20 protein-coding genes are annotated in these 24,060 nt (G+C 41.6%); 14 read left to right on the top strand and 6 right to left on the bottom strand.

The window, feature by feature from the left end:
• Positions 1-29: 29 nt before the first annotated feature.
• Positions 30-1,292, bottom strand: a complete 1,263-nt coding sequence (locus tag HXT37_RS06700; protein ID WP_421779500.1) for an MFS transporter — start codon at positions 1,290-1,292, stop codon at positions 30-32.
• A 302-nt stretch (positions 1,293-1,594) separates the two neighbouring features.
• Here HXT37_RS06700 and HXT37_RS06695 point away from each other — a divergent pair, with 302 nt between their 5' ends.
• The 6 genes from HXT37_RS06695 (at position 1,595) to HXT37_RS06670 (ending at position 7,514) form a co-directional block, all read left to right on the top strand.
• Positions 1,595-1,720: a hypothetical protein gene (locus tag HXT37_RS06695; RefSeq protein WP_116995007.1), complete on the top strand. Its 126-nt coding sequence runs from the start codon at positions 1,595-1,597 to the stop codon at positions 1,718-1,720.
• Positions 1,721-1,928: 208 nt separating this feature from the next.
• The gene (locus HXT37_RS06690; protein WP_033888414.1) at positions 1,929-3,200 is read left to right on the top strand and encodes an ABC transporter substrate-binding protein; all 1,272 of its coding nucleotides are present in this window, start codon (positions 1,929-1,931) and stop codon (positions 3,198-3,200) included.
• An 84-nt stretch (positions 3,201-3,284) separates the two neighbouring features.
• Entirely contained in the window at positions 3,285-4,190 is a 906-nt protein-coding gene (locus tag HXT37_RS06685) for a carbohydrate ABC transporter permease (RefSeq protein ID WP_421779498.1), read from the top strand.
• Positions 4,190-5,011: a carbohydrate ABC transporter permease gene (locus HXT37_RS06680; protein WP_004108195.1), complete on the top strand. Its 822-nt coding sequence runs from the start codon at positions 4,190-4,192 to the stop codon at positions 5,009-5,011. Before HXT37_RS06685 ends, HXT37_RS06680 begins: the two co-directional genes overlap by 1 nt.
• A gap of 32 nt (positions 5,012-5,043) precedes the next feature.
• Positions 5,044-6,423, top strand: coding sequence for a glycoside hydrolase family 13 protein (locus HXT37_RS06675; RefSeq protein ID WP_076003109.1), 1,380 nt, complete (start codon positions 5,044-5,046; stop codon positions 6,421-6,423).
• Between the two features lie 29 nt (positions 6,424-6,452).
• Entirely contained in the window at positions 6,453-7,514 is a 1,062-nt protein-coding gene (locus HXT37_RS06670; RefSeq protein ID WP_421779496.1) for a LacI family DNA-binding transcriptional regulator, read from the top strand.
• 115 nt (positions 7,515-7,629) lie between these two features.
• On the opposite strand, the gene HXT37_RS06665 is transcribed toward HXT37_RS06670, so the two are convergent.
• Positions 7,630-9,156, bottom strand: coding sequence for an aminotransferase class I/II-fold pyridoxal phosphate-dependent enzyme (locus HXT37_RS06665; RefSeq protein ID WP_012914541.1), 1,527 nt, complete (start codon positions 9,154-9,156; stop codon positions 7,630-7,632).
• 283 nt (positions 9,157-9,439) lie between these two features.
• On the opposite strand from HXT37_RS06665, the gene HXT37_RS06660 reads away from it, so the two are divergent.
• Both HXT37_RS06660 and HXT37_RS06655 read left to right on the top strand, forming a co-directional pair.
• Positions 9,440-11,476, top strand: a complete 2,037-nt coding sequence (locus tag HXT37_RS06660; protein ID WP_421779494.1) for a cation:proton antiporter — start codon at positions 9,440-9,442, stop codon at positions 11,474-11,476.
• A gap of 48 nt (positions 11,477-11,524) precedes the next feature.
• A complete protein-coding gene (locus HXT37_RS06655) occupies positions 11,525-11,782 on the top strand; it encodes a hypothetical protein (RefSeq protein WP_076003106.1) in 258 nt (85 codons plus the stop codon).
• 35 nt (positions 11,783-11,817) lie between these two features.
• Here the strand turns inward: HXT37_RS06655 and HXT37_RS06650 are convergent, their stop codons facing one another.
• Complete coding sequence (locus HXT37_RS06650; protein WP_004108178.1) at positions 11,818-12,600, bottom strand: nitroreductase family protein; 783 nt, start codon at positions 12,598-12,600, stop codon at positions 11,818-11,820.
• 66 nt (positions 12,601-12,666) lie between these two features.
• Positions 12,667-13,122, bottom strand: a complete 456-nt coding sequence (locus HXT37_RS06645; RefSeq protein ID WP_004108175.1) for a DUF4235 domain-containing protein — start codon at positions 13,120-13,122, stop codon at positions 12,667-12,669.
• 169 nt (positions 13,123-13,291) lie between these two features.
• Here HXT37_RS06645 and HXT37_RS06640 point away from each other — a divergent pair, with 169 nt between their 5' ends.
• From HXT37_RS06640 to HXT37_RS06630, 3 genes are all read left to right on the top strand, one after another.
• Complete coding sequence (locus HXT37_RS06640; protein WP_102703480.1) at positions 13,292-14,002, top strand: histidine phosphatase family protein; 711 nt, start codon at positions 13,292-13,294, stop codon at positions 14,000-14,002.
• Positions 14,003-14,188: 186 nt separating this feature from the next.
• Positions 14,189-15,604 carry an ABC transporter substrate-binding protein gene (locus HXT37_RS06635; RefSeq protein ID WP_102703479.1) on the top strand — a complete coding sequence of 472 codons (1,416 nt, stop codon included), beginning with the start codon at positions 14,189-14,191 and terminating at the stop codon, positions 15,602-15,604.
• 272 nt (positions 15,605-15,876) lie between these two features.
• Positions 15,877-17,220 (top strand): ABC transporter substrate-binding protein, encoded by a 1,344-nt coding sequence (locus HXT37_RS06630; protein WP_012914535.1) that lies wholly within the window; start codon positions 15,877-15,879, stop codon positions 17,218-17,220.
• A 146-nt stretch (positions 17,221-17,366) separates the two neighbouring features.
• Here the strand turns inward: HXT37_RS06630 and HXT37_RS06625 are convergent, their stop codons facing one another.
• A complete protein-coding gene (locus HXT37_RS06625; RefSeq protein ID WP_102703478.1) occupies positions 17,367-18,380 on the bottom strand; it encodes a LacI family DNA-binding transcriptional regulator in 1,014 nt (337 codons plus the stop codon).
• A gap of 301 nt (positions 18,381-18,681) precedes the next feature.
• On the opposite strand from HXT37_RS06625, the gene HXT37_RS06620 reads away from it, so the two are divergent.
• From HXT37_RS06620 to HXT37_RS06610, 3 genes are all read left to right on the top strand, one after another.
• Positions 18,682-19,533, top strand: coding sequence for a carbohydrate ABC transporter permease (locus tag HXT37_RS06620; RefSeq protein ID WP_004108156.1), 852 nt, complete (start codon positions 18,682-18,684; stop codon positions 19,531-19,533).
• Complete coding sequence (locus HXT37_RS06615) at positions 19,530-20,363, top strand: carbohydrate ABC transporter permease (RefSeq protein ID WP_004104804.1); 834 nt, start codon at positions 19,530-19,532, stop codon at positions 20,361-20,363. Before HXT37_RS06620 ends, HXT37_RS06615 begins: the two co-directional genes overlap by 4 nt.
• A gap of 187 nt (positions 20,364-20,550) precedes the next feature.
• The gene (locus tag HXT37_RS06610; RefSeq protein WP_102703477.1) at positions 20,551-21,159 is read left to right on the top strand and encodes a DUF624 domain-containing protein; all 609 of its coding nucleotides are present in this window, start codon (positions 20,551-20,553) and stop codon (positions 21,157-21,159) included.
• Positions 21,160-21,636: 477 nt separating this feature from the next.
• Here HXT37_RS06610 and malQ read toward each other — a convergent pair whose 3' ends face one another.
• Positions 21,637-23,886 carry a 4-alpha-glucanotransferase gene (gene malQ, locus HXT37_RS06605; RefSeq protein WP_102703476.1) on the bottom strand — a complete coding sequence of 750 codons (2,250 nt, stop codon included), beginning with the start codon at positions 23,884-23,886 and terminating at the stop codon, positions 21,637-21,639.
• Positions 23,887-24,060: the final 174 nt, after the last annotated feature.

Raw genomic sequence — 24,060 nt, 5'->3', positions numbered from 1 at the left:
TTTGTTGCGCTGTCGCGCTAAATGGCTTGTTATATGCTTCTTTTTACCCATGTTGATGGTGTCCAATAATCTTTGGTAAGCATTGATGGGTATGTTTGTTTACGAGCTTGAATAATCCATAAGGCTATACCTGTTGAAATAAGTATTACGCCAGAAGCAATCATTATGAATAATGATGAATTTAGATTTCCCCATGCTAGTACGCTTGCATACCCTACGATAATGCCGCATTGCTCCATAATAGAAGTAAAAGTAGTAGTTGCGCCGAGAATGCGTGTTGGTATGCCGTCGAGAAGAGCTGTTTGCCCATAGACAATAGTGGCGTCAAAAATAATACCTGCAATGAAAGCAGAGCAAAGAAAAAGAGCAATCCAATTATTAAGTGCGAAAATAAGTAAAGGAATAGAAAGGAATCCAGGTAATAAAATGGAGTATAAAATCTCATAATGTAGCACAATATATTTGCATAATACTGAACCTACAATCATGCCAATGTTAAATATGCTGACTATTGATCCCCATGTGGATGCCGAATGAAAAAGCGTGAGACAATGGTGTGCTCCCATTAGTCTAAATGCAGCAAGCCATGATCCAGATTGTAATGCTGATACTGCTCCTAAGACTATTAACCATGGTGTAGATTTCATATAGTGTAGAGAGGCTGCAAAACCAGCAGTTTTATTGCTTCCTGTTTTCGTATTGTTTGCGCTATTTTGTGCTTGCTGGTTTAGATTAACTAACAGTAGAGGTAGCGCCGCTAATATCATCACAATAGCAATGCTCGTAAAGAAAATGAGAGGATTGCATATATCAACAAATATGCCAGTGATTGCAGGTGCAGCAAGCCTGCTGAGATTAATCCATATGCGCATGCTTGCTAAAAATTTGGTTTTTTCGCCAGTTGGTACACTATACGCCATCAATACTTTTTGATTAGGTGAAGAAAATGCAGTAAAGAACCCGAATATTATGCCGAGTAGCGTAACCATAATAGCAATAAGGTTATGCTGTGCTACTAAAGCGAAACCATATCCAGTGCACAGCAAGGCAAAGCAGAACGTTAGAGCTATAAACAATCTAGTTGGTGGATATTTATCTGCGATAATGCCGCCAAGTGGTGCTGCTATGCAGGTCATAAGTGCTACGGACACTGCGTTAAGTGCTGCGTGAGATAAGTCAACATGCATTAAAAGATATAGACTCACGCCAAATCTACAGCTTGTTAAAAGAAAAGCATTAAGCGATAAAACGGATATAATAAGAGTCGTGCGAATTCGTGCCGCAGCGTTCATTTCCTTCTCTTTTTTCTTTCATGTTATGAATGTCTTTCATATTCTGAATGATATATGCCTATTGATATACACCTTTTTCTGGACTGCGAGTGAAATTAGTGTTTTATTGCTGTTTATAGGCAGGGGCTGCGGCTACTGGCGATAGTAGGAGAGGAAGTTAGAGAGTTTGCCCATTGCGTCACGAAGTGTTTGCAAGCGTAGCAAGTAGATAACATGTAATTATTTTAAGGGATTGACGTTTGTTTAACAATGTAGTAAATTGATTTACTAGAGTTTAGCATTGCAGCTCAAAGGAGACTGGAATGGAAAGAATACCTAAAGGTAAAAAGTTCCAATTTAAGGCATTGCTTGATGACAAACAGTGGGTGTCTAAAGATAATGCCTTCGGAGTTGGAGGGGAGGAGGTAGAAACAAGCATGCATTTTTGATTTTGGTGTCTGTATGAACATGACATGTAGATTTATATGAGCCAGTGTTTGTGGCAATTAAAAAACTGTTTGCTTGTTATGTAGTCATACAACAAAGAATAAAAAAATTATTAGTTTGTTTTCTGATGCTTTAGAGAATCGTTCGTCATCCATTTTCTAAATGCAAAATGAGTGCAAGTTAACGTATGAATATAAAAAGAAGGTTACAATGAAGAAACTTACAAAAATATGTGCACTGATTGGTGCTGCTGCAATGATTGTTAGCGTAAGTGCGTGCGGTAGTACGAAATCGTCCGACGCTAATGGTGCAACATCGCTTACCATTTGGCATTATTGGGATGGCGCTAACGCCGATACCTTTGATGCAATGGTGAAGGATTTTAATGCTTCGCATAAAAATATTAAGATTAAGACTGCGAGCGTCCCGAATTCTGATTTTATGACGAAGCTTCGTGCATCGGCTTCGTCGAAGAGCTTGCCAGATATTTCTATAAGTGATTTGGTATGGGTGCCACAGATTGCAAAAATGGGCAATTTGACTGATCTTTCTAAGGTTATCAGCTCGAAAACGCTCGATGATGTGACTCCTGCATTGATTGACTATGGTCATATTGACGGCAAACAAGTTTCTGTGCCAGTGACTGCCAATAATCTTGCGTACATGTACAACAAGGATGTTTATAAAGAAGCTGGGTTAGATCCTAACAAGCCACCGCAAACATGGGATGAGTTGAAGAAAGTTGCCAAGACAATCAAGGAAAAGACGGGCAAGCCAGGGTATGATTTGCTTACTCAAGCAGGAGATAACGGCGAAGGTTTAACTTGGAACTTCCAGGTCAACTTGTGGCAAGCTGGCGGCGAATTCTTGACGAAGGATAATTCTAAGGCTGCATTCAATACGCCAGAAGGCAAGAAGGCTATGAACTTCTGGATGGATCTCATCAAGAGCGGCGTGAGCCCATATGCTAAGTGGGGCGAATTTGAAAAGGGCAAGGGTGGTTCTGCTCAGGAAGGTAGCTGGATGGTTGGCATCTGGGCGCCAGATCCACCATTTGATTTCGGTGTAGCAAAAGCCCCTCATCCAAAGGATGGTAAGGAGGCAACCAATCTCGGTGGTGAACAAGCAATCGTCTTCCACAATTCTGACGCTCGTGCCAAGGCTGCTGGCGAGTTCTTGAATTGGTTCTTGCAGCCAGAACAGGTGATCAAGTGGTCGCAAAAGACTGGCATGCTTCCTGTAACGAAGAGTGTTGCAAAGTCTGATAAGTATTTGGATTGGGTTAAGAAGGAACAGCCTCGTTTAATTCCGTTTGTGGAACAAATGGAGATTGCTCATACACGTCCAAATACGCCATTGTATCCAAAGATTTCCTTCGAATTTGCAAAGGCTGTGGAGAAGGCTTTCGCTGGAGAGCAGAGTGTTGACGAAGCGCTTGCGAATGCTGAAAAGGCAGTAAACGACGTGATTGCCAAAGGCTGATTGCATAAATACTGTGCCGATAGCTGGGTCGAATGAAATAAAGTTGGCTCAGCTATCGGAGTTCTTTGCATCAAGGAGTATGTAATGAAAAAACGTCATTTTCTCAAGTCTGCGCACAGGCACTACCAGAAAGATCAGGTAATTTGTGCTGCGGTATTCTTGTTGCCAGCAGTGCTTATTATTGGTGGTTTCGTGCTGTACCCTGTGTTGTCTGCTGTATATATTTCACTAACATCGTGGGATGGATTCTCTCCAGAAAAGAAATTTATTGGCTTGGAAAACTATGCTCGTCTTTTCCAAGATCCTGAGTTTTTCAACAGCTTAATGGTAACAATTATTTATGCTGCTGGTGTATGTGTATTAAGTGTGCTGACTGGATTGTTGCTCGCGCTTTTGCTTGATGCACCTATACAAGGTAGGAGTATTTATCGTAGTATTTACTTCCTTCCAGTGGTTACATCTTCTGTGGCTGCAGCCATTGTGTGGAAATATATGCTCGATCCTTCTGGATTCGTGAACAGTGTGTTGATGAAATTCAATATACACGGACCAGATTGGTTACAAAATCGCTGGCTTGCGCTTATTGCATTAATTCTTTTGACCGTGTGGAAAAATATTGGTTTTAACGCTATTTTGTATTTAACTGCGTTACAAGCATTGCCAAAAAGTGTGTATGAAGCGGCTGCATTAGATGGAGCTACTGGGTGGCAAAAATTATGGAAGATTACTTTCCCATTGCTGTCTCCAATGACGTTTTTTGTAGTAGTTCAGGCATTGGTGACGAGCTTCCAATCCTTCGACCTTGCATACATGCTCACGGGTGGTGGGCCTCGCGGAGGCACGGAAGTGCTTGGCATGATGATGTATCGGGATGCGTTCAAGCTTGGTGATTTTGGCTATGGAACAGCAATAGCGTTTATTACACTTGCGCTAGTGCTAGGCGTGACGATGGTTCAATGGAAAGTTTCTGGAGCACAAGGAGAAGAATAATGAAATCATCATTATGGTCGCGTTTGGCGCGTCATGCGATTCTGATTTTAGGTTCAGCAACAGTAATCATTCCATTTTTGTGGATGTTCACTACTTCTTTGCAAATGCGTGCTGAAACATACACGAATACTTCAATTTTTCCCACATCATGGCATTGGGAAAACTATATTCACGCTTGGCAAGCTGCGCCGTTTGCACAATATTACTGGAATACGCTATTGATGACAGTAGGAATTGTTGTAGGACATTTAATATTTGATGCCTTTGCTGCCTACGCTTTTGCGCGCTTAGAATTTCCTTTGAAGAAAACAATATTCATTCTGCTGCTTTCTGCATTGATGATTCCTAATTTTGTGATTGTTATTCCGTCCTATGAGATAGTCGCTAATTTGGGGTGGGTTGATACGCTGTATGCTTTGGTTGTTCCTAGACTTGCAGATGTGTTTGGCATTATTTTACTTCGCCAATATTTTGCAACAATTCCTCGAGAGCTTGATGAGGCAGCGCGCATTGACGGTTGTGGCAGGTTTGGAATATTCTTCAAACTGATTGTTCCATTGTCATATCCAGCGTTTGCGACGCTTGGTATTTTCAGTTTTCTCTTTGCGTGGAATGATTTCCTTTGGCCGTTATTGGTTACGAATACGGATGAAACTCGTACAATCCAGATTGGTTTAGCATCCTTCGTAGGGCGTTATGGAACCTCTTGGAATTATTTGATGGCAGGAACTTTGACTGCAACAATACCAAGTATCATTGTGTTCCTTTTCTTCCAACGTGCGCTCGTTAGAGGAATTGCAAATACGGGTATGAAAGATTAGAAATTGTAGAAATATTAAGGATGGGGTTTATTATGTCTATACCACAGTGGTTGCCTGATGCAAGATTTTATCAGATTTTTCCTGATCGTTTCCATCGTTGTGAAGGCTACGGTATGCTAACTGAAGGTCATGTGCCGCTTGATCCATGGGATGCTGAGCCTACGCGTGAGAATTTCTTAGGTGGTAATATTGCTGGAATTACAGAAAAACTTGATTATATTCATGATTTAGGGTGCAACGCGCTCTATTTGAATCCAATTTTTTCTGCTGCAACAAATCATCGTTATGATGCAAACGATTATTTCAAAATCGATCCACTTTTAGGAACGCTTGAAGATTTTCATACATTGGTAGATGAAGCGCATAAGCGGAATATACGTATAGTACTAGATGCAGTTTTAAATCATTGTGGTAAAACTCATTGGATGTTTCAAGATGTTGTTAAAAATGAAGAGAATTCAGAATATGTGAATTATTTTTCAGTGAAAAACTTTCCAGTTAAGTCATTGCCTGTGCCTAATTATAAAACCTGTTCTGGTTGTGAATATCTACCGAAGTGGAATGTGTTTAATCCAAAGGTGCGTGAGCATCATTTTAATGTTGCAAGATATTGGATCGATCAAGGTATCGATGGTTATCGTCTTGATGTTCCATATTTTATTTATCCAGAATTTTGGCAGGACTTTAGGCAAGTTGTTAAAGCAAAAAATTCGGAATTATGTTTGATAGCTGAAGAGTGGAGAGACCCTGCTCAATGGTTGCAAGGAGACACTACTGATAGCACAATGAATTATACTCTGCGTGATTTAGTTTTAGGTTTTACTGCGACAAAGCGATTCAATGCATACGATTTTGTTGACGGTATTAACCGTTTGCAGGAGCGCATACCGTATGGATATCACCATGGAATGATGAATTTGTTGGGTAGCCACGATACTGAGCGTGTTTTAACTGCGCATCAAAATAATACTGAGGATTGCATAACCGCGTACTATTGCATGTTTGCCTGCGAAGGTGCTCCAATGATTTATTACGGTGATGAGCTTGGTATGGTTGGCGATAATGATCCAGGGTGCCGTTCTGGTATGCAGTGGGATAGTCTTGATGCAAATGCTGAAATATTCCGTACAATTGTTCAATTAAATGCATTGCGGCGTGATCATATTGCGTTGCGAAGAGGCACGCAAAGTTGTTACGCTGTTGACGAAGATACTGTCATTATTTCGCGAGAGCATAAGGAAGAATCTCTTTTGATGATTATTTCACGTAATAATTTGGTAGAATATAATTCATCGAAGCTACCTCAACAATTGCAAAATCATAATTGGCGAATTATAAATGGTGTAACTGTTGGAAATAGTTGGCGCCCCAATAAAGATAATTCTATGATTGTATTGCAAGCTCAACAGTAAAAATAATGTAGAAGTAAGAAGTGTGAGACATGGGAAAGAAAATTACAATGCAGGATATTGCTGATGCAGCGCGTGTCTCTAAATCTGCTGTCTCCTTTGCGTATAATACTCCTGATCGCTTATCATCAGAAACTGTAGAACACATATTTTCAGTTGCAAAGGAACTAGGATATGTGCGTAATCCTGTTGCTTATATGCTGCGAACTCAAAAGACAAATAGTTTGGGATTGTTGCTACCACAGCAATTAGGGCGAGTGCTAGAAAATTCATACTATTCGGAATTTATTCAAGGTATTGGGCAAATCTGTGAGCGAGAGGGACTGACGCTTCTTTTAGTGCCGCCACTTCGTAATTCTATGTTAAAAGCAATTCCTTATGCTGCAGTTGACGGTTTTATAGTAACTGGTTTAGAAGAAGATCGTGGTGAAGTTGAAGCTCTTATGCAGCAAGGAAAGCCATTTGTTATTGTTGACAGTGAGGTGCATAGTCAGGCTCCAAGTATCAATATTGATGAGACGCGCGCTATGAAGGAATTAACTGAGCATCTTATTTCATTGGGCCATCGCAATTTTGTGGTGATTTCTCCAGAATCAGGCAATGATGATGGGTATCTTTCTTGGCATGGAACAATTCGTCGCCGTATTGATGGTGTGATTTCTGCTTTAGAAGAGAATGGAATAGCCCCACTGGTCGATAAGAAAAATGTTATTGAAGTGCCATGCACTCGTGCTGGAGGAAAAGAAGCTTTTGCACAAATAACTAAACAAAATAATTCTGCATTCCCAACTGCGTTCATCTGCTTTAGTGATGTTATTGCGTTTGGAGTAATGGATGCTGCTAGACAGTTTGGTTTGCAAATCCCACGTGATATTTCTGTTACAGGTTTTGATGATCTAGATGAGTCTGCATGTAGTAATCCACCGTTGACAACAGTTAAACAGCCTGTTACAACTAAAGGACGTTTAGCTGCTGAATATATAGTAGAGACTTTGAATGCTGGGTATGAACGAGCATCATCCCGTCACGTATGTCTACCTATTACTGTGCTGCTGCGTGAGTCAATTGGCCCAGCAGCATCTATAAGAGAATAGGCTGCTTAGTAAATACTTTGATTCCTTCCTCCTATGAAAAATATAGTGCCACGTTAAGTTTTTTTAGCGTGGCACTATATGCATAATTTTTTTGTTTATATAAAAATTATTTTTTCTACTGGCGATAGTAGGAGAGGAAGTTAGCGAGTTTGCCCATTGCGTCACGAAGCGTTTGCAAGCGCGGCAAGTAGACTACGCGGAAGTAGCCTGGAGTCTGCCAATTAAAGCCTTTGCCGTGCACAATCAGCAACTTCTGATCGCGTAGCAAATCAAGCGCAAACTGTTCGTCGTCGTGAATGTTGTATCGACTTGGATCGAGCTTTACAAACATGTAGAAAGCAGCGTCTGGTCGCTCAACGCTTACGCCATCCATCTCTTGAAGCGCGTTATAGCAATACTCGCGCTGCTCATACACGCGTCCGCCTGGTTCCAAATACTTTTCAACGCTCTGGTATCCGCCCAAAGCAGTCTGAATAATTGACTGCGCAGGAACGTTCGAGCACAAGCGCATATTAGACAGCATATTAAGACCCATAATGTAGTCGCGAGCCTTGGATTTATCTCCCGAAAGACTCATCCAACCAATACGGAAGCCAGCAATCATATGCGACTTAGAAAGTCCGCTGAAAGTTACGCAGAATACGTCTGGAGCAAGAGAAGCAATCGAAATATGCTTCTTGCCATCCATAACAAGACGGTCGTAAATCTCGTCCGCAAAAATAATCAAATTAAACTCGCGCGCAATCTTAACAATCTCTTCCAAAACTTCGCGACTATACAGCACACCCGTAGGATTATTCGGGTTAATAATCACGATTGCTTTAGTGCGAGGCGTGATTTTAGAGCGAATGTCGGCAATATCTGGGTACCAATGCGACTTTTCGTCACACATGTAGTGCACAGGAGTACCTCCAGCCAGGCTAGCGCACGCAGTCCACAACGGATAGTCTGGGCTTGGGATAAGAATCTCGTCGCCGCAATCAAGCAGCGCTTGCATAGAAAGATTAATCAGCTCGGAAACTCCGTTTCCAGTGTAAATATCTTCCATTTGCACGCCTGGAATGCCCTTAAGCTGATCGTATTGCATAATCGCCTTGCGAGCGGAGAAAAGTCCACGACTATCCGAGTAGCCTTCGCAGTCAATAAGCTGCTGTTGCATGTCGTAAATCACTTCGTCTGGAGCGCGGAATCCGAAAGGCGCAGGATTTCCAATGTTGAGCTTTAGAATATGCGTTCCGTTCGCTTCCATGCGGTTTGCTTCTTCAACAACTGGGCCGCGAACGTCATAAAGCACGTGCTCGAGTTTGGTTGATTTGTTGAAGGTTCTATGTTTGAGTGTTTGGGAAAGTTCAGCTTCTGTAAGCTGTGGCTGATTTAATTGTGGTTCTTCTGCAGACTGGCAGTTTTGCTCGATTTTTGCACAAGAATGACCGCCTTTGATTCCGTCGCTGCTGATTCCAAGAATTTCAGCTAGCATGTTACGTACGTCTTTGCGAGGCTCGGTTTTGCCGCTTAAATACTGGCTTAACTGGCTTTTACCAAGTTTATGACCGTTTTTTGCTGCAAGCTCGATTACGTCAATCTGCTTGTATCCCTTACGCTTCATAGCTTTTTTAAGCTCATCAGCAAAATTCTGTGCCATAATCTGTCTTTCTTGTAAAATCGGCATTTATAAATTGAACAAGTTTATAGCAAAGTTCAAAATATAAGTATTAAATTGAACTATTTATATTTTTAGTGATGATTTTACGCGCAAATTTGTATTTTGCAAAGTAAAAATTGAATTTATTTTGAATTTATATTGAACTTTTGAACAAGTTCCTCTTTATTTTTAAATTATTTTGCATTTCAATAGATTTTATATTAGTTGCCATGTTTCGATAAGCTGAAAAATAAGGTAAATAAATAGAGGAAGTTATAATAGTATGCCAGTTTTTGAGCTAATTCTGTACATCATGGCGGTTGTAGTGCTGTCATCATTCTTGGAACGTTTTATACCGAGAGTTTCAGTGCCGCTTGTGCAGATAACCATGGGTGTTATAGCTTCAGAACTGCCTTTCTTCCCAAACGTTACTCTCGATCCAGAGCTTTTTATGATCGTAATTGTTGCGCCTTTAATTTATTTTGAATCGCGTGAGATAAATAAGTTAGCGTTATTGTCTTCATTTAAATACTCAGCAACTCTTGCTGTTGGTTTAGTACTGGCAACTATGGTCGCAGTTGCTGTGCTTTTACCTGCAATATGGTCATTTATACCGATTGCCGCTGCAGCTGTGTTAGGGGCAGCTTTGGGACCGACTGACGCTGTGGCAGTAAGTGCGTTAAGTCATGAAGTATCGCTTACTGACAAACAATTTAGCGTACTACAGGGTGAATCACTGTTTAATGATGCGTCCGGAATCGTAGGCTTCCAGTTTGCAGTTCTTGTTGCTGCGTCTGGTGTTTTCGATATCACGCCAGCACTAAGCAGTTTTGCATCAAAATTCTTTGGTGGAATTGCAATTGGCGTATTTGTAGGATTAGCTGCAAACTGGCTTTTTGAAAAGATTAGATCTTTAGGCTGGGAAACTACAAAAACAAGAATATTAATGGAACTATTTTTGCCGTTCCTGCTCTACATGGGTGCTGAAGGTGTTGGCGCTTCTGGAATGCTAGCGTTAGTTACCGCAGGATTACTAGCAAGATTTGATCGTTCTGGAGTAGGTCCGAATGTTTCGCGCACTAATATTGTTGCCAATAGCGTGTGGAGTGTTCTTTCGTTTGGGCTGAATGGTGCAGTTTTTGTTCTTCTTGGCATTGCTTTGCCAAAAGTTGTAAGTTCAAGTTGGAATGATTATGGTGTTAATAACCTGTTGCTTGTGGCTATTATTGCTGTAACGTTGCTTGCGGTTGTTGGCATGAGGTTCTTATGGATGGTCACTATGGTTCGCATCGCAAGATCTTCTCAATTCAAATTAACAGGCGGATTAAAATCTGCTGTAATTATGACTTTAGGTGGAGCAAAAGGAACCTTAACTTTAGCGTTAATGTTCACATTACCGGTGAAGTTTCCACTTAGGAATGAACTTATTTTTATATCGGGAGTAGTGATCGTGGTTACGCTACTTATGGCGAACTTCTTGTTACCCATGATTTCTCCCAAAAAGAACGATACTGAACTTGAGGAAGTTACTCCTATTGCCATTGAAGTGCTTAGACGTACGGTTGAAGAATTAACCTCTAGTATTACTAACGAAAATCGTCGTGCAGTATTGTCTGTTGTTGACTCTTATACCGAACGAATTGAACGTTTAAAGCAAAATATTGGGCATAGAGACTCCAAAGAATATTTGGATTTGCGCATTGAAACTCTTAACTGGGAAAAAGATTATATTAAGCAGCGTTTGCGTAAGCTGAAGCAAGCTTGTTCTTTATCGAAACAGGAATTGCTGGAGGTTGAAGCTTGTGAGCGTCTGTTGGATCAAATTATGAATTCTTTACGTCACATTCACACTGATAGGCAGTTGGGAACCCTCATGTGGCATGTTCGCGGAAGGTTAAGAGCATTACAGCGTCGTATTGGAACAGTCATAATGCGAGTAAGTAATATGATTCGCAGAACAGCTCCACTCTTACAAGAAGACGTTATTTTTGTGCATATTCGTCAGTTGCATATTGAAGTTATTCAGCACGTTATTGAACGACTATATAATGTCATGAGCAATCAGGAATACGCAGCTGAGTACTGTTCTGCACTTTTGCGCGAGTACAGGAGTGTTGAACGATTGTTGCGTTCTAGACCTAATGTGAGCTTGAGTGTGCGTTTAATCGAAAATATTGAAGAAGTAAAGCGTGAAAGTTACGCAATAGAGTTACGTATAATTCATGACATGTACGAAGATGGGGATATTACGCGAATGCAAGAGCGGCAATTGCGCAATAACGTGTACGTTATGAACGTTGATGCTAACGTGGATATGTAATTATTGGACGTATCATAAACTGTTAAGCGGTTTGCTACCATAAAAGCTATGTATTTCTTTACTCCGAGGCGCTGCGAATCTACCCAAAAAATCATGTACAAGAATAAAGGGCAGGCTCTTATGGCAGCGGAGCAAAGTTTGCGAGAGCGTGGAACACAGTTATGGGTTTATGCTTGTGAATATTGTGGTTGCTGGCATTTGACGCATAAAAACCCGGTAAATCGCATGTATTCCGATATGCGCTCGCCATCCGCAAGCACGAAGCCTAAATCTAGAAAGCGCGGGTATAAGCCAAGACGGCGTTAAGTTAAAACGGCACTAAATTAAAACGGTGTTAAATCTTATGCAACATTAAAACCTTGCCTTGCAACCTGCTCAACATCTTCTGCTTCGTGTTTTTTGGCAATATCGTCTGCTGCTATAGCAAGAATTTGCGCGCTGAAAGCGTCAACCGGTCTGCTAGTATTTCGCAAATCGTAATATTGATGCACGCGATTGTCGAAATCGGCAAGATTCTCTAGTAATTCAGCATCGTCAGCAGGGTAAGTGTTTTCAAAAATCTGCATGCTAGTACTCATGCGCGGCTTTAATTCCGGATTTTGTGCAGGCTTACCAATTGCCAAGCCGAGCACGGGATACGTGTATTCAGGCAAATTCAAAATATCAATAAGCTGAGTTCTACTGTTCAAAATTGAACCGAGGATTACGCAACCAAGACCCAAAGATTCCGCGGCAGTTTCCATGGTGTGAAGTGCCAAAATGACGTCGTTTTGAGCTTGAGTAAAGCGGTAACGAGTTTTAAGCATAAATTCGTCGCTGCCTGTATCGATGCCATTTTTTTGTGCAATTGCAGCGTTTCTGTGCTGGTCAATAATAAAAACGTACAACAGCGGAGCTGTAGCAATATATGTTTGATTGCCAATTTCGGAAAGCTTCTGCTTAATTGAGCTATTCGTAATTTTAATCGCTGACCAGTCGTTCAAAAACTGGCTGCAAGCAGCGCGTTGAGCCACGGTTTCAAGAGTCGCGACTGTATCTTCGTCAATTGCTTCGTTGCAAAAAGCGCGAATAGATCGGCGGTTCAGTAGAGTATCAATAGTTTCGTTGTGACGTAAGTTTTGCACGTTATTCTTATTCCTTACTTTCCTTATTCTTCGATTATTTCTGCATTTAGTTTCATTTGTTCAAAATTAGAATTTATTTTTTCGAAACTGTCGCTTTCTTTGCCTTCGCGCAACATAAGACAAGGTTCCGTGACTTACTAAGCGACCAACAAGCGTAGTAAGAATCGCAGAAAATACTGCAAACCCAAGAGACATTAGCAATGGTTCTTCTTGCTTAACACGTTGCTTTTGTGTGATTTTTTCTTTAGAAAGATTGTTAGGACGATTATTAGAGTTTAAATTGATTTTTCTAGTATCAACATGTTTTTCCCATATTAAGTGCGCAATCTGTCCAGCTATAAACGTTGCAAAAGACGGAAGTGCGGCTTTAAGCAACGAATCTCCTAAAGTATTTGGATTTTTTAATCGGCGCTCGCGAAGCGCATCAATCTTACGATTTGCTGCATTCAGTCGTTGTACGGTAGCTTGAGTCGCACGATGGTTTCGTTGAGTTTTAGTATTAGCCGATGATAATTGCGTCATATTTTCTATGTTAGTGGTAACGAAATACCAATTTTGGCGGTACCATGGAACAGTAATCTTGATTTGCGGCAAAGTGGCTGCAAGTTAAGAAATGCTTACGTAAAGCAATCGTGCTGCTAGGCGTCCAGTGCGATGTGTGTACATGGCGCTGGTGAGGAATGTGAAGACTATGCAAAATAACGGCACTAAAGAATCCTCTCAGAAAGAATGCTCGAAGCAGGGTTGCTTGGTGTTACTTCGTCACGGTCAAACCGCTTGGAGTGTGTCTGGTCAGCATACTGGGCGCACGGATCTGCCTCTTACTGAAGTTGGTGTTGAGCAAGCAAAAGAGGCTGGTGCTAGATTGCAGTGTGTGTTCACAAAAGGTTTTGATGAGGATTGTGTGCTTGTAAGCCCGCTTCGTCGCGCGCAGCAAACAGCTCAGTTTGCTGGATTTGCTTCGTATACAATTTGCGATAGTGCGCTGGAGTGGGATTATGGTGCTGCTGAGGGTCGCACGCGCGCTGATATTTCTAAACTAAGTGGAGTTGAGGCGTGGGATGTGTGGAAACATGGTCCTAAAGTTCTTCCTTCTCACATGGTTAGTGATGCTAAAGAAGTGCTTCCTAGTGGAGAGACAGTGGATGTGCACAGGACTTCTGGAGAAAGCTTGCAAGAGGTTTCGGATCGTACTCAAAAGATTATCGATACGGCAATGCCTAAATTGAAATTAGGTAAGGACGTGCTTGTTGTTGCGCATGCTCATGTGTTGCGTATTCTTACTGCGCGCTGGCTTGGAGTAAACCCAGATTTTGCGCGACTTCTTCGTATGGATACCGCGCATTATTCTGTGTTGGGCACGTATAAAGGCGACAATGTAATTGTGCATTGGAATTGTTGAAATACGGTTTAAAATTTCAGATATTTCCATATATTTTAGTGCGATTTGCGCAAATTTTTTGCAAAGATATTTATATATTTGAGTCTTGCGTTTGCTGTAATATTAGTTCACTACGGTGATTTAAATAGTATTCAATAGCAGTAATTAGTTAGTTCGTAAGAGGTTAGCAGTATATGGAAAGGTTCGATGATGAGTCGTTCGGTTAAGTCGATTATTGCGCTAGTGGTTTGCGCTGTTTTGGCGGCTTGTGCGTTTACTGCTTTTGGTTTTTCTCAGTCTTTTGGCGCAAATGCCGATAGGTCTGCTAATGGGAAGGTTATTTTCTTCAACTTGAAGCCTGAAGCTACTGCTATGTGGGAAGAAGTTGCTAAAGAATACACAAAACAGACTGGTGTTACAGTAAGCATAGTTACGCCAACTGGCGGTCAGTATGAAAAGAGACTTAAAACCGAAGTTGAGAAATATAAAGATAATCCAGATAGCATGCCTACGTTATTCCAGATTAACGGTCCTGTTGGCTACGCTAACTGGAAGGATTACACTGCTGATTTAACTAATTCCCCTCTTTATACGCAACTTAGCAATAAAAATCTTGCTTTTATGGATAACGGTAAGCCGGTTGCTGTGCCATATGTTACTGAAAATTACGGCTTGATTTACAACAAGGCTTTGCTTGCTAGGTATGCGGATCTTAAAGATGCAAAGTTGCAGCCAGAAGAAAACGGCAAATCTTTTGAAGATCAAATAACTAATTTCGCTGCGTTGAAGGCTGTTGCAGACGATTTGCAAAAGCGCAAGGATGAGCTTGGTATTGACGGTGCTTTTGCGTCCGCAGGTTTTGATTTAAGCTCCGACTGGCGTTTTAAGACGCATCTTGCAAATATGCCTTTGTATTATCAATTCGTTAAGAATAACGTTAATGGTCAGCCTCAGTCAATTAATTACGACTATGTTGATAATTTCAGGAAGATTTTTGACCTTTATATTTCTGATTCCACAACTCCTGTAAGCCAGTTAAGTGCTAAAACTGGCGAGGATGCTGTTTATGAGTTTGCTCTTGGTAAAGCTGTGTTCTACCAGAATGGTACTTGGGCTTGGGGTGATCTTTCAAAAGCTGGCATAAAGCCTGACGATGTTGGCATGCTACCAATTTATATTGGTGCTAAGGGCGAAGAGAAACAAGGCATGGCTACCGGTTCGGAAAATTATTGGTGCATTAATAAAAAGGCTTCAAGGCGGAATCAGGAAGCAACTAATGCCTTCCTTAATTGGTTACTTACTACAAATTATGGTAAGGATGCTTTAGCTAATAAAATGGGCTTTGCTGCTCCTTTCAAAGGTTTCCCTAAAGCAGAAAATCCTCTAGTTCAGGCTGCTGTTGATTACACTGCTAAGCCTGGCAAATTGCCTGTTAAGTGGGTGTTTGTTACTATGCCATCTAACGGTTGGAAAGACGATGTTGGCTCTGATTTGCTTACATACGCTCAAGCAACAAAAGACGGTATGACTTCTATTGGCGCTAATAAGGCATGGGCTACTCTTAAATCCGCGTTTGTTGATGGCTGGGCTAAGGAATATAAGATTGCTCATGGGCAGAGTTAGTTTAATTAAATAATTTGTTTTGAACTATAATCCTCAAGGGGTTGCACAATCGTTTGCTAAATTGTTGTGCAATCCCTTTAATTATTGCCAAAAATACGTGCTAATTTTATCGAATATATTAGTGGGTGGTGTTTTTATAATGACACGCGTCAATTTACTTATGCTATCGTTTGCAATATTGCAGCAGTTGAGGCATAATAAATATTGTCGATAAGGACACCTAGAGGTGTGGCAGTCCAATGACGGGATTGTCGGCATAGGAGAAAGGTTCGATGATGAATCGTACAATTAAATCAACAATTGCACTGGTAGCTTGCTCGGCAATGGCTTTTGGCGCGCTTGCGGCTTGCGGATCCTCCTCAAGTGACAGCTCTGCTAAAGGTAAGGTTTACTTCTTGAACTTTAAGCCAGAAGCTGCAGATCAGTGGAAGGAAGTAGCTAAGGCATACACCAAGAAAACAGGTGTTGAGGTTAAGGTTCAAACTGCTGCTTCCGGAACTTATGAGCAGTCTTTGAAGAGTGAAATCAGCAAGGGTAATGAAGCTCCTACACTCTTCCAGATCAACGGTCCAGTTGGTTACGCAAGCTGGAAGGATTACACTGCTGATTTGAAGGATACTGAGCTTTATAGCCAACTTCAGAACAAGGATATTGCTTTGAAGGATGGAGATAAGGTTGTTGGTATTCCATATGCAATGGAAACCTACGGCTTGATTTACAACAAGGCTTTGCTTAAGAAGTACACCGAGCTTAAGGATGCTAAGGTAAAGTCTGCTGAAGAAATCAACTCCTTCGATAAGTTGAAGGCTGTTGCAGATGATATTCAAAAGCACAAGTCAGATCTTGGCGTTGAAGGCGCCTTTACTTCTGCTGGTTTTGATTCCAGCTCTGATTGGCGTTTTAAGACCCACCTTGCAAATCTTCCTTTGTACTATGAGTTCAAGGAAGATCATGTTACCAAGCAGCCTGCAAAGGTAAAGGGTAGCTTCCTTGACGGTTATAAGAAGATTTTCGATCTTTACATTACTGATTCCACTACACCAGCAACAAAGATTGGTTCCAAGACTGGTGAAGATGCTAATGCTGAGTTCTCCCAGGGTAAAGCTGTGTTCTACCAGAATGGTACTTGGGCTTGGGGTGACCTCTCCAAGGCTGGTATGAAGGCTGAAGACCTTGGTATGCTTCCAATTTATATTGGTGCTAAGGGCGAAGAGAAGCAAGGCTTGGCAACTGGTTCTGAGAACTATTGGTGCATAAATGAGAAGACGTCTGACGCTAACAAGAAGGCAACTAAGGACTTCTTGAAGTGGTTGCTTACTTCCGATGCTGGTAAGGATGCTTTGTCTAAGAAGATGGGCTTCACTACTCCATTCAAGAGCTTCGCAGATATCAAGTCTGACAACCCATTGACTCAAGCAGCCGTTGAAGATGCTAAGTCTGGTAAGACTCCAGTAAGCTGGAACTTCACCGTAATGCCATCTGATAACTGGAAGAACGACCTTGGCTCCGCTTTGCTTGAGTACGCTCAGGGCACCGGCAAGTGGGATAAGGTCAAGACAGCATTCGTGGATGGTTGGGCTAAGGAATATTCTCAGGCTCATGAAGATGACAACTGATCCATTAATAAACAAACAGACGTTATACCTGCTGACGTAAGCAAGCAAAGGTGACGTAAGCAAATCCGCTAGGATACTGGCACATTATAGTGCTAAGTCCTAGCGGATTTTGTTATTTCGATATTTTCTAGAAAACTATAAAAGGTCTACTCTTTTAATAATGCAGCTGTGCTTGAACGCACAATAAGTTGCGCTGGAACAATGCGATATGGATCTTCAACTTCCTCTGCGTTTATAAGCGCAAGCGTGATATTTGCCGCAGTAGAAGCAATATCAACTGAATCCTGTCTAATAGTAGTTAAGCCAGTTTCATGCGCGTAAAAACTATCGTCAAAACCAATAATTGACACATCTTTTGGAGTAGAATACCCGCTGCGTGCAAGCTGAAACATAAGCGGTATTGCAATACCATCTTCTTGGCATGCAATTGCTGTTGGCATAATTGAACTTCCAAGAAGCATAGAAACTATGGCGCTTATGCGATCAGAATTAGCAGGTGCCACAATTTCTGTAGGTGTGATCCCGCTATTTTGGCATTCATCAATAAAAGAATGGTAACGCTGCAATACGCTGAAATGTAGTGAAACGTCACGAGTTGTGCGCACATATGCAATATTGCGATGCCCTAAACCGATTAAGTGGCGTGCCATAAGTCTTGCACCTTGGTCATCGTCAATATTGATAGTCGCGTCAAAATCGCATTTTTGTGGATATAAGCAGTTTATGCCAACAATTGGTACACCTGTTGATTTAAGTTGTGCGATTTCGTCGGTATTTACGTCAAAGGAGCACACAACAACGGCGTCAGCATTACGTCTAGTTGGGAGCATTGTGAAAAATTCGCTACGCTCTTTGCTGCTGGAAATCTGAAAAATTGACAAATCGTATCCAGCTGTGTGGAATACTTGATTCAATCCTTGAATAATAGATGCAGAAAACCATAGACGAATTTGATCGCTAATCAATAAAGCGATGCGCAAAGTTTTACCAGATTTTAGTGCTGCTGCAGATTTCGAAATAGAAAAATTCAATTGTTCAGCAATGGCCAATACTTTATTGCGAGTGGATGCAGATACTAAGTTTGGTCGTGTAAATGAACGCGACACAGTAGAAACTGACACATGAGCTTTATTCGCTACATCTTGAATATTTGCCGACATGTGAACTCCTTTATTCGCGTATAACAAACGTGTAGCACAGCCTTGTGTTTAATTGTTTAGTGCGAACTTTTATAGTTCGAAACAAACAAACGTTTGCAGACATTTCTATTTTAGCAAATTTTGCTGGAATGCCAACGATAATAAGCAATTTTTTAAAATTAAATTCTGATATTTGTTTGAAGTGACATATCGAAAATGACAACGTTTGACATAGCTAATTCATGTAGTAGAATGAAGTTATTGGTTCGGGACAGCGATGTCTACGTGGATGTCGCGCTCAAGGAGGAGAAAGTGACGAGTCATGATTAGTATGAGCGGAAAAGCAATACGTAAATGGTGGTGGTTATTTGCGCTGCCAACGTTTGCTGCGTTTATTGTTGGCTTCTTAGTACCATTTATTATGGGTGTGTACTTGAGCTTTAGAAAATTCACTACTGTGACTGATGGTAAGTTTGTGGGTTTTCGTAACTACTATAGAGCTTTAAAAGATCCGCATCTTGTTTATTCGTTTTTGTTCACAACGCTTTTTGCAGTTATTACAACAATAATTATTAATGTTATTGCTTTTGCAATTGCGTACATGCTTACTAAGAAGTTCAAGGGCACGACGATATTCAGAGCCGTGTTCTTTATGCCAAATCTTATTGGCGGTATCGTTTTAAGCTATATTTGGCAGCTCTTGTTAAATGGTATACTCGGCTACTTCAATCGTACGATTACGTTCTCTGAAGTATTCGGTTTCTGGGGTCTTGTGATTGTTGTTTGCTGGCAGCAAATTGGCTATATGATGATTATTTATATCGCAGGAATGCAGGCTCTTCCAGGAGATGTTATGGAAGCAGCTGCTGTCGATGGTGCAAGTCCAAGGCAGACTTTATTCAAGATTACTATTCCATTGATGATGCCTTCTATTACTGTTTGCACATTCTTAACAATTACCAACGGCTTCAAGCTTTTCGATCAGAACTTCGCATTAACTAACGGTGGTCCGTCAAGGAAAACAGAGATGTTAGCTCTTAATATTTATAGAACTTTCACTACTCCAAGATGTGAAGGCGTTGGTCAGGCTCAGGCAGTCATGTTCTTCATTGTTGTGGCTGTTATTGCTATGGTTCAGAATATGCTCACTAGGTCAAAGGAGGTAGCGGCATGAACGAGAAAACAAAGCATCCTGCGTTATGGACGGTGCTGTTCACTCTTATAAGCTTGTTATGGATTTTTCCTATAGCTTTAGTAGTGCTGAATTCTTTCAAGTCTAAGGTTGATATTGCCAGCAATCCTTTTACTTTTAGTTCAAAATCGTTTGTTGGAATGTCTAACTACGTATTAGGCTCAAATCGTACTGATTTTCCGATGAGTTTCCTCTGGACCATTGTTGTAACTGTTGGTTCTGTGATTCTCATTCTTCTGTGCACGTCAATGTGTGCATGGTGGATTGTTCGTGTGAACAATTGGGCAGCAAAACTTCTATACGTTTTGTTCCTGTTTAACATGATTGTGCCATTCCAGATGGTTATGTACACCCTTGCTTACATTACGAACACTTTGAAGTTGAATACTCCATGGGGATTGTGGATTATTTACTTAGGCTTTGGTGCAGGACTTGCAGTGTTTATTTTCACTGGTGTGATTAAGGGTATTCCGCAAGAACTCGAAGAGTCTGCAATGATTGATGGTGCTTCTGTGCCACGTATATTCTTCCAGATTATTGTGCCGATTATGCGACCTGCTATTATTTCGGTTTCAATCTTGCAGGCAATGTGGATTTGGAATGATTTCCTGCTTCCATTCTTGACGCTCGATCTCAACAAGTATAAGACTATTTCTATAGCTGTTCAGTATTTGAAGGGCGGCTATGGATCTGTCGAGATGGGCGCAATGATGGGCTGCTTGGTTATGGCAATTGTTCCAATCATAATCTTCTACCTCATCTGCCAGAAGTACATTATTAAAGGTGTTATGTCTGGTGCAGTAAAGGGATAAATTAATTCTCCTCCAAAATTCAAGTGGCAGTGAAAGCGGCGGTGTGTGCATACTATTACGTTTGTGCACACCGTCATTATTTTTAATAGTTACGTTAGTTTGTAATTAGGTGGTAGAGTTCGTTATTAGAGTATCTATAGATAGTAAAGCATAGGAATTGCGTCATAAAACCAGGAGATAGTATAGAATGATTTTCTCGTTTGGAAGCCCAGATTCAAAGTTTGCGCAAAGCATGGAAACATTTGCTGATGCCGTGTGGCTTACAATATTGATGATTTTAACAAGCATTCCTTTAATTACTATCGGTGCTTCTCTTTGTGCCGGTCATGATGCTGCAAGACGTACAGAGCAAGGTGAAGGACATATTACTGCAGCTTATTTTCGCGCGTTTGCTAGCAATTTTTTGGAATCTACTATTATTTGGGCTGTAATGGGACCAGTTTTGCTTGCTATTATTTGGCTATGGCTTTGCGTGTGGTTTACTCCACTTTTAATTATTAAATTTATTCTGAGCATATTGTGGGTTATTGTTGCCGAATGGGTGTTTGCATTACAAGCGCGTTTTAAAAATTCAATTGATAAAACAGTGGCTAATTCTCTTATTTTTGGTATTTCGTATTGGAAAGAAACTCTTATAATGACACTGCTAGATATAGTGTTTATTGTGTTAATATTTGCATCAATCGTATATTTGCCGCAGGGTTTGCCTTTGTTGGTATTCATTGGTTGGGGATCGCTTATTATGCTGCATACTCCGATTTTAGAGCGTGTATTTGCAAAGTATATTAAGAAGTAATTTCTGCGTTATGGCGTGACGACCTGCTTGAGCGCAGCATTGTGCGCGCGAAAGCAACTCGGAATGCCGAGCTTGCTTAGGGTTGAAAGCACGGTGTGCTTTCAACGCAAGCGGGGTCTGCCTTCGTCAATAAAGACGAAGGCAGGGCAGGTTTGTGTGGCTGTGCTTTAGAAATTAGGTTGTGACTGGTGTGCGCTGATGACCTGCTTGAGCGCTGCGATTTAGCGCGCGAGTGTTGCTGCTTATTTGTGTTATTGACGCAGATTACGTACTGCGCGAGTAACGGTGTTGAGGCAGGGGGTTTGCTTCTTACTCCATAACCCCCATAACCCCATAATTAATGAGGCGAGCACTATTATAGATGCTCGCCTCACATAGGACATCATGTAAGAAATATTTTGATTTGCTACTATGCAAATCATATTCCTTACGAGAGGGGGGGAATAGAGTCAGTTCATCGGTAAACCAACTATTAAATTATACATGCTTCCGTGTATTTTCGCCGCGCATAACTGCCGTCATAGATAGCACTCGTGGTGACTTAAATACTTCATCGGTGTGAACTACACGACCATCAGCATCAGCAAGTGGAATACGCCAGTTTGGATACTCTGTACTAGTTCCAGGCTGATTCTGTGAACGCCTCTCGCCGACAGCATCAACCAAAGCTACTTGCAAAAGCAAAGATGGGGAAGTGAGCATAATTGCATGCATAGCTTCCACAATCTCTTGTACATGACCTTCAACATCCTCAGCAGCATCTTTGCTAATCCAACCGTTCTCAAGAAGCATCTTCATCATTGCATCGCGTTCAGCTTGAGCAGCCTCCTGGAACGTTTCTACGGAGTCTGTAAGCAGATGAAGTTGCTCGCGAAGCTTGACATGCTCAAAGGCAAGATAACCAGCTGTAGGTGGCATATCGTGCGTAGTAACGGAAGCAAGAGCATACTCTCGATATGTAGACGGATTAGCAAAAATAATTTGCTTCTTTCCAGCCTTCTTAGTAGTGGCTTCAGCTTCGTCGTCGTGGGTGAACCACTCAACAACAGTGCCAAGCACGCCATGAGATGCAAGAACCTTAGAAACATACTTCGGCACAGTGCCCAAATCTTCGCCAATAACAACACCGCCTGCGCGAGTTGCTTCAATAGTGAGAACTGCGAGCATTGCATCTACGTTGTAGTACACATACGCGCCGTTTCTAGCACCCTGTCCTTGTGGAATCCACCATAAGCGGAACAATCCAAGAACGTGATCAATACGAGCAGCTCCTGCATGCAAGAACACGTTATGAACCATGTCTCGGTAAGCAATATAGCCAGTTTCATCCAAATAATTTGGATCGAATGGAGGTTGACCCCAATCCTGACCTTGCTGGTTGTAGAAATCAGGAGGAGCACCGACGCTTACACCATTAGCAAATCGTTCCGGACTCCACCAAACGTCAGCACCGTAGCCGTGTACGCCAACTGCCATGTCTTGCATAAGACCAATTGCCATACCAGCAGCTTTAGCTTCAGCGTGAGCTGCAGCAACTTGCTCATCAGCAATCCACTGAAGCCAACGATGGAACTCAAACAAGTCAGCATGTTCGCGCTTAAGTCGCTCAATTTGCGGAGTGCCTTTGCCTGTAGTGTCAAACCACAAATTCTCGCCCCAAGGAGCACCCCAAACCTCAAACGCAACACACCAAGTTGCAAAAGCGTCAAGATCTTCACCAGAACGATGCTTAAACTCACTAAACTCGCGCTCGCGCTCGGTAGAACGAGGTTGCTTGAAAATAATACGCAACGCAGGAAGCTTGGCATCCCATGCAGCGTTGATATCTATAGGATTTGGATTATTGTTTTGAGGAGCAATAGACTCATGTAATTGCTCTACTTTAGCAAGATCTTCGCCACTTAATTCAGCATATTCCGGAATATCTTGCGGACGAATATAAGTGACATTCAAGAACCTACGAGACTCAGGCAAGTACGGTGAAGGCTCAAGAGGTGTTACTGGAGCGCACGCATGAATTGGATTAATCAGCATAAAATCAGCCTTGCCGATTTCTCCAGCATCCTTAAGTAGGCGACGCAAATCGCCATAATCGCCAATTCCCCAAGAATCTTTTGAACGCACAGAATACATTTGCGTCATGAATCCCCAACGGTGCTTTTGCTTAACGCTTTCAGGCAATGGAATACGCGCAGGTGCGGCAATCAATGTGACATCAGCATGTTGAGCCGTCTCGCCATTCGCGCTGATTACTTTGGCATGCAAAGTGTGGTAGCCCATTGGCAAATCATCCGGAAGTTCAATGAACAAGTCTCCATCGTCTTCGGATTGAATATCGCCTAACGAGTCTTCATAATCTGTTCCATCTTCGAGTGTAAGAGAAATGTGAATTTGCTCTTTTTTGGCATCTCCTGCGTGAATTGGTACGCAAGTTTTTGCGCCATTAAACGAAACGACAGTTGGTGGCAATAACTCGCTAGAGCGTTTGCGCTGAACCTTCTCGTATGAAATTGCAATATTGTCTTGAGTGTCGGCAGGCATGCCTAATGCATCAAGTACTCCAACTAATGCTTCATCTGTAATTTCGGTGTAGCTTCCTTGCTGATCAATATAAAAAGTGGCAACGCCGCACGCCTTAGCAAGCTTAATAAGTGGACGTGCAAGACGTTCTGCGCTTTCTTCCATAGGCTTATCAGCATCAGCTTTGCCAGTAGCTGTTGTTGTCATGGTGCTCCTTCTACTTTATGATTTGGCACATTCCTAACATCGTCGTAAGCGTGCCAAATGTGCAACTATGGCGATAGCGTGTAAATCAATACATCTCTGGATTGAAATACACCCTGCCTGTCAATTATATAAATACCTGACATCGTTTGCAAATTAGCGTTGCGACATATTTGC

The organism is Gardnerella sp. DNF01151 (assembly GCF_049244235.1).
Classification (GTDB): Bacteria; Actinomycetota; Actinomycetes; order Actinomycetales; family Bifidobacteriaceae; genus Bifidobacterium; species Bifidobacterium swidsinskii.
This window is presented reverse-complemented; position numbering and strand designations above follow the sequence as displayed.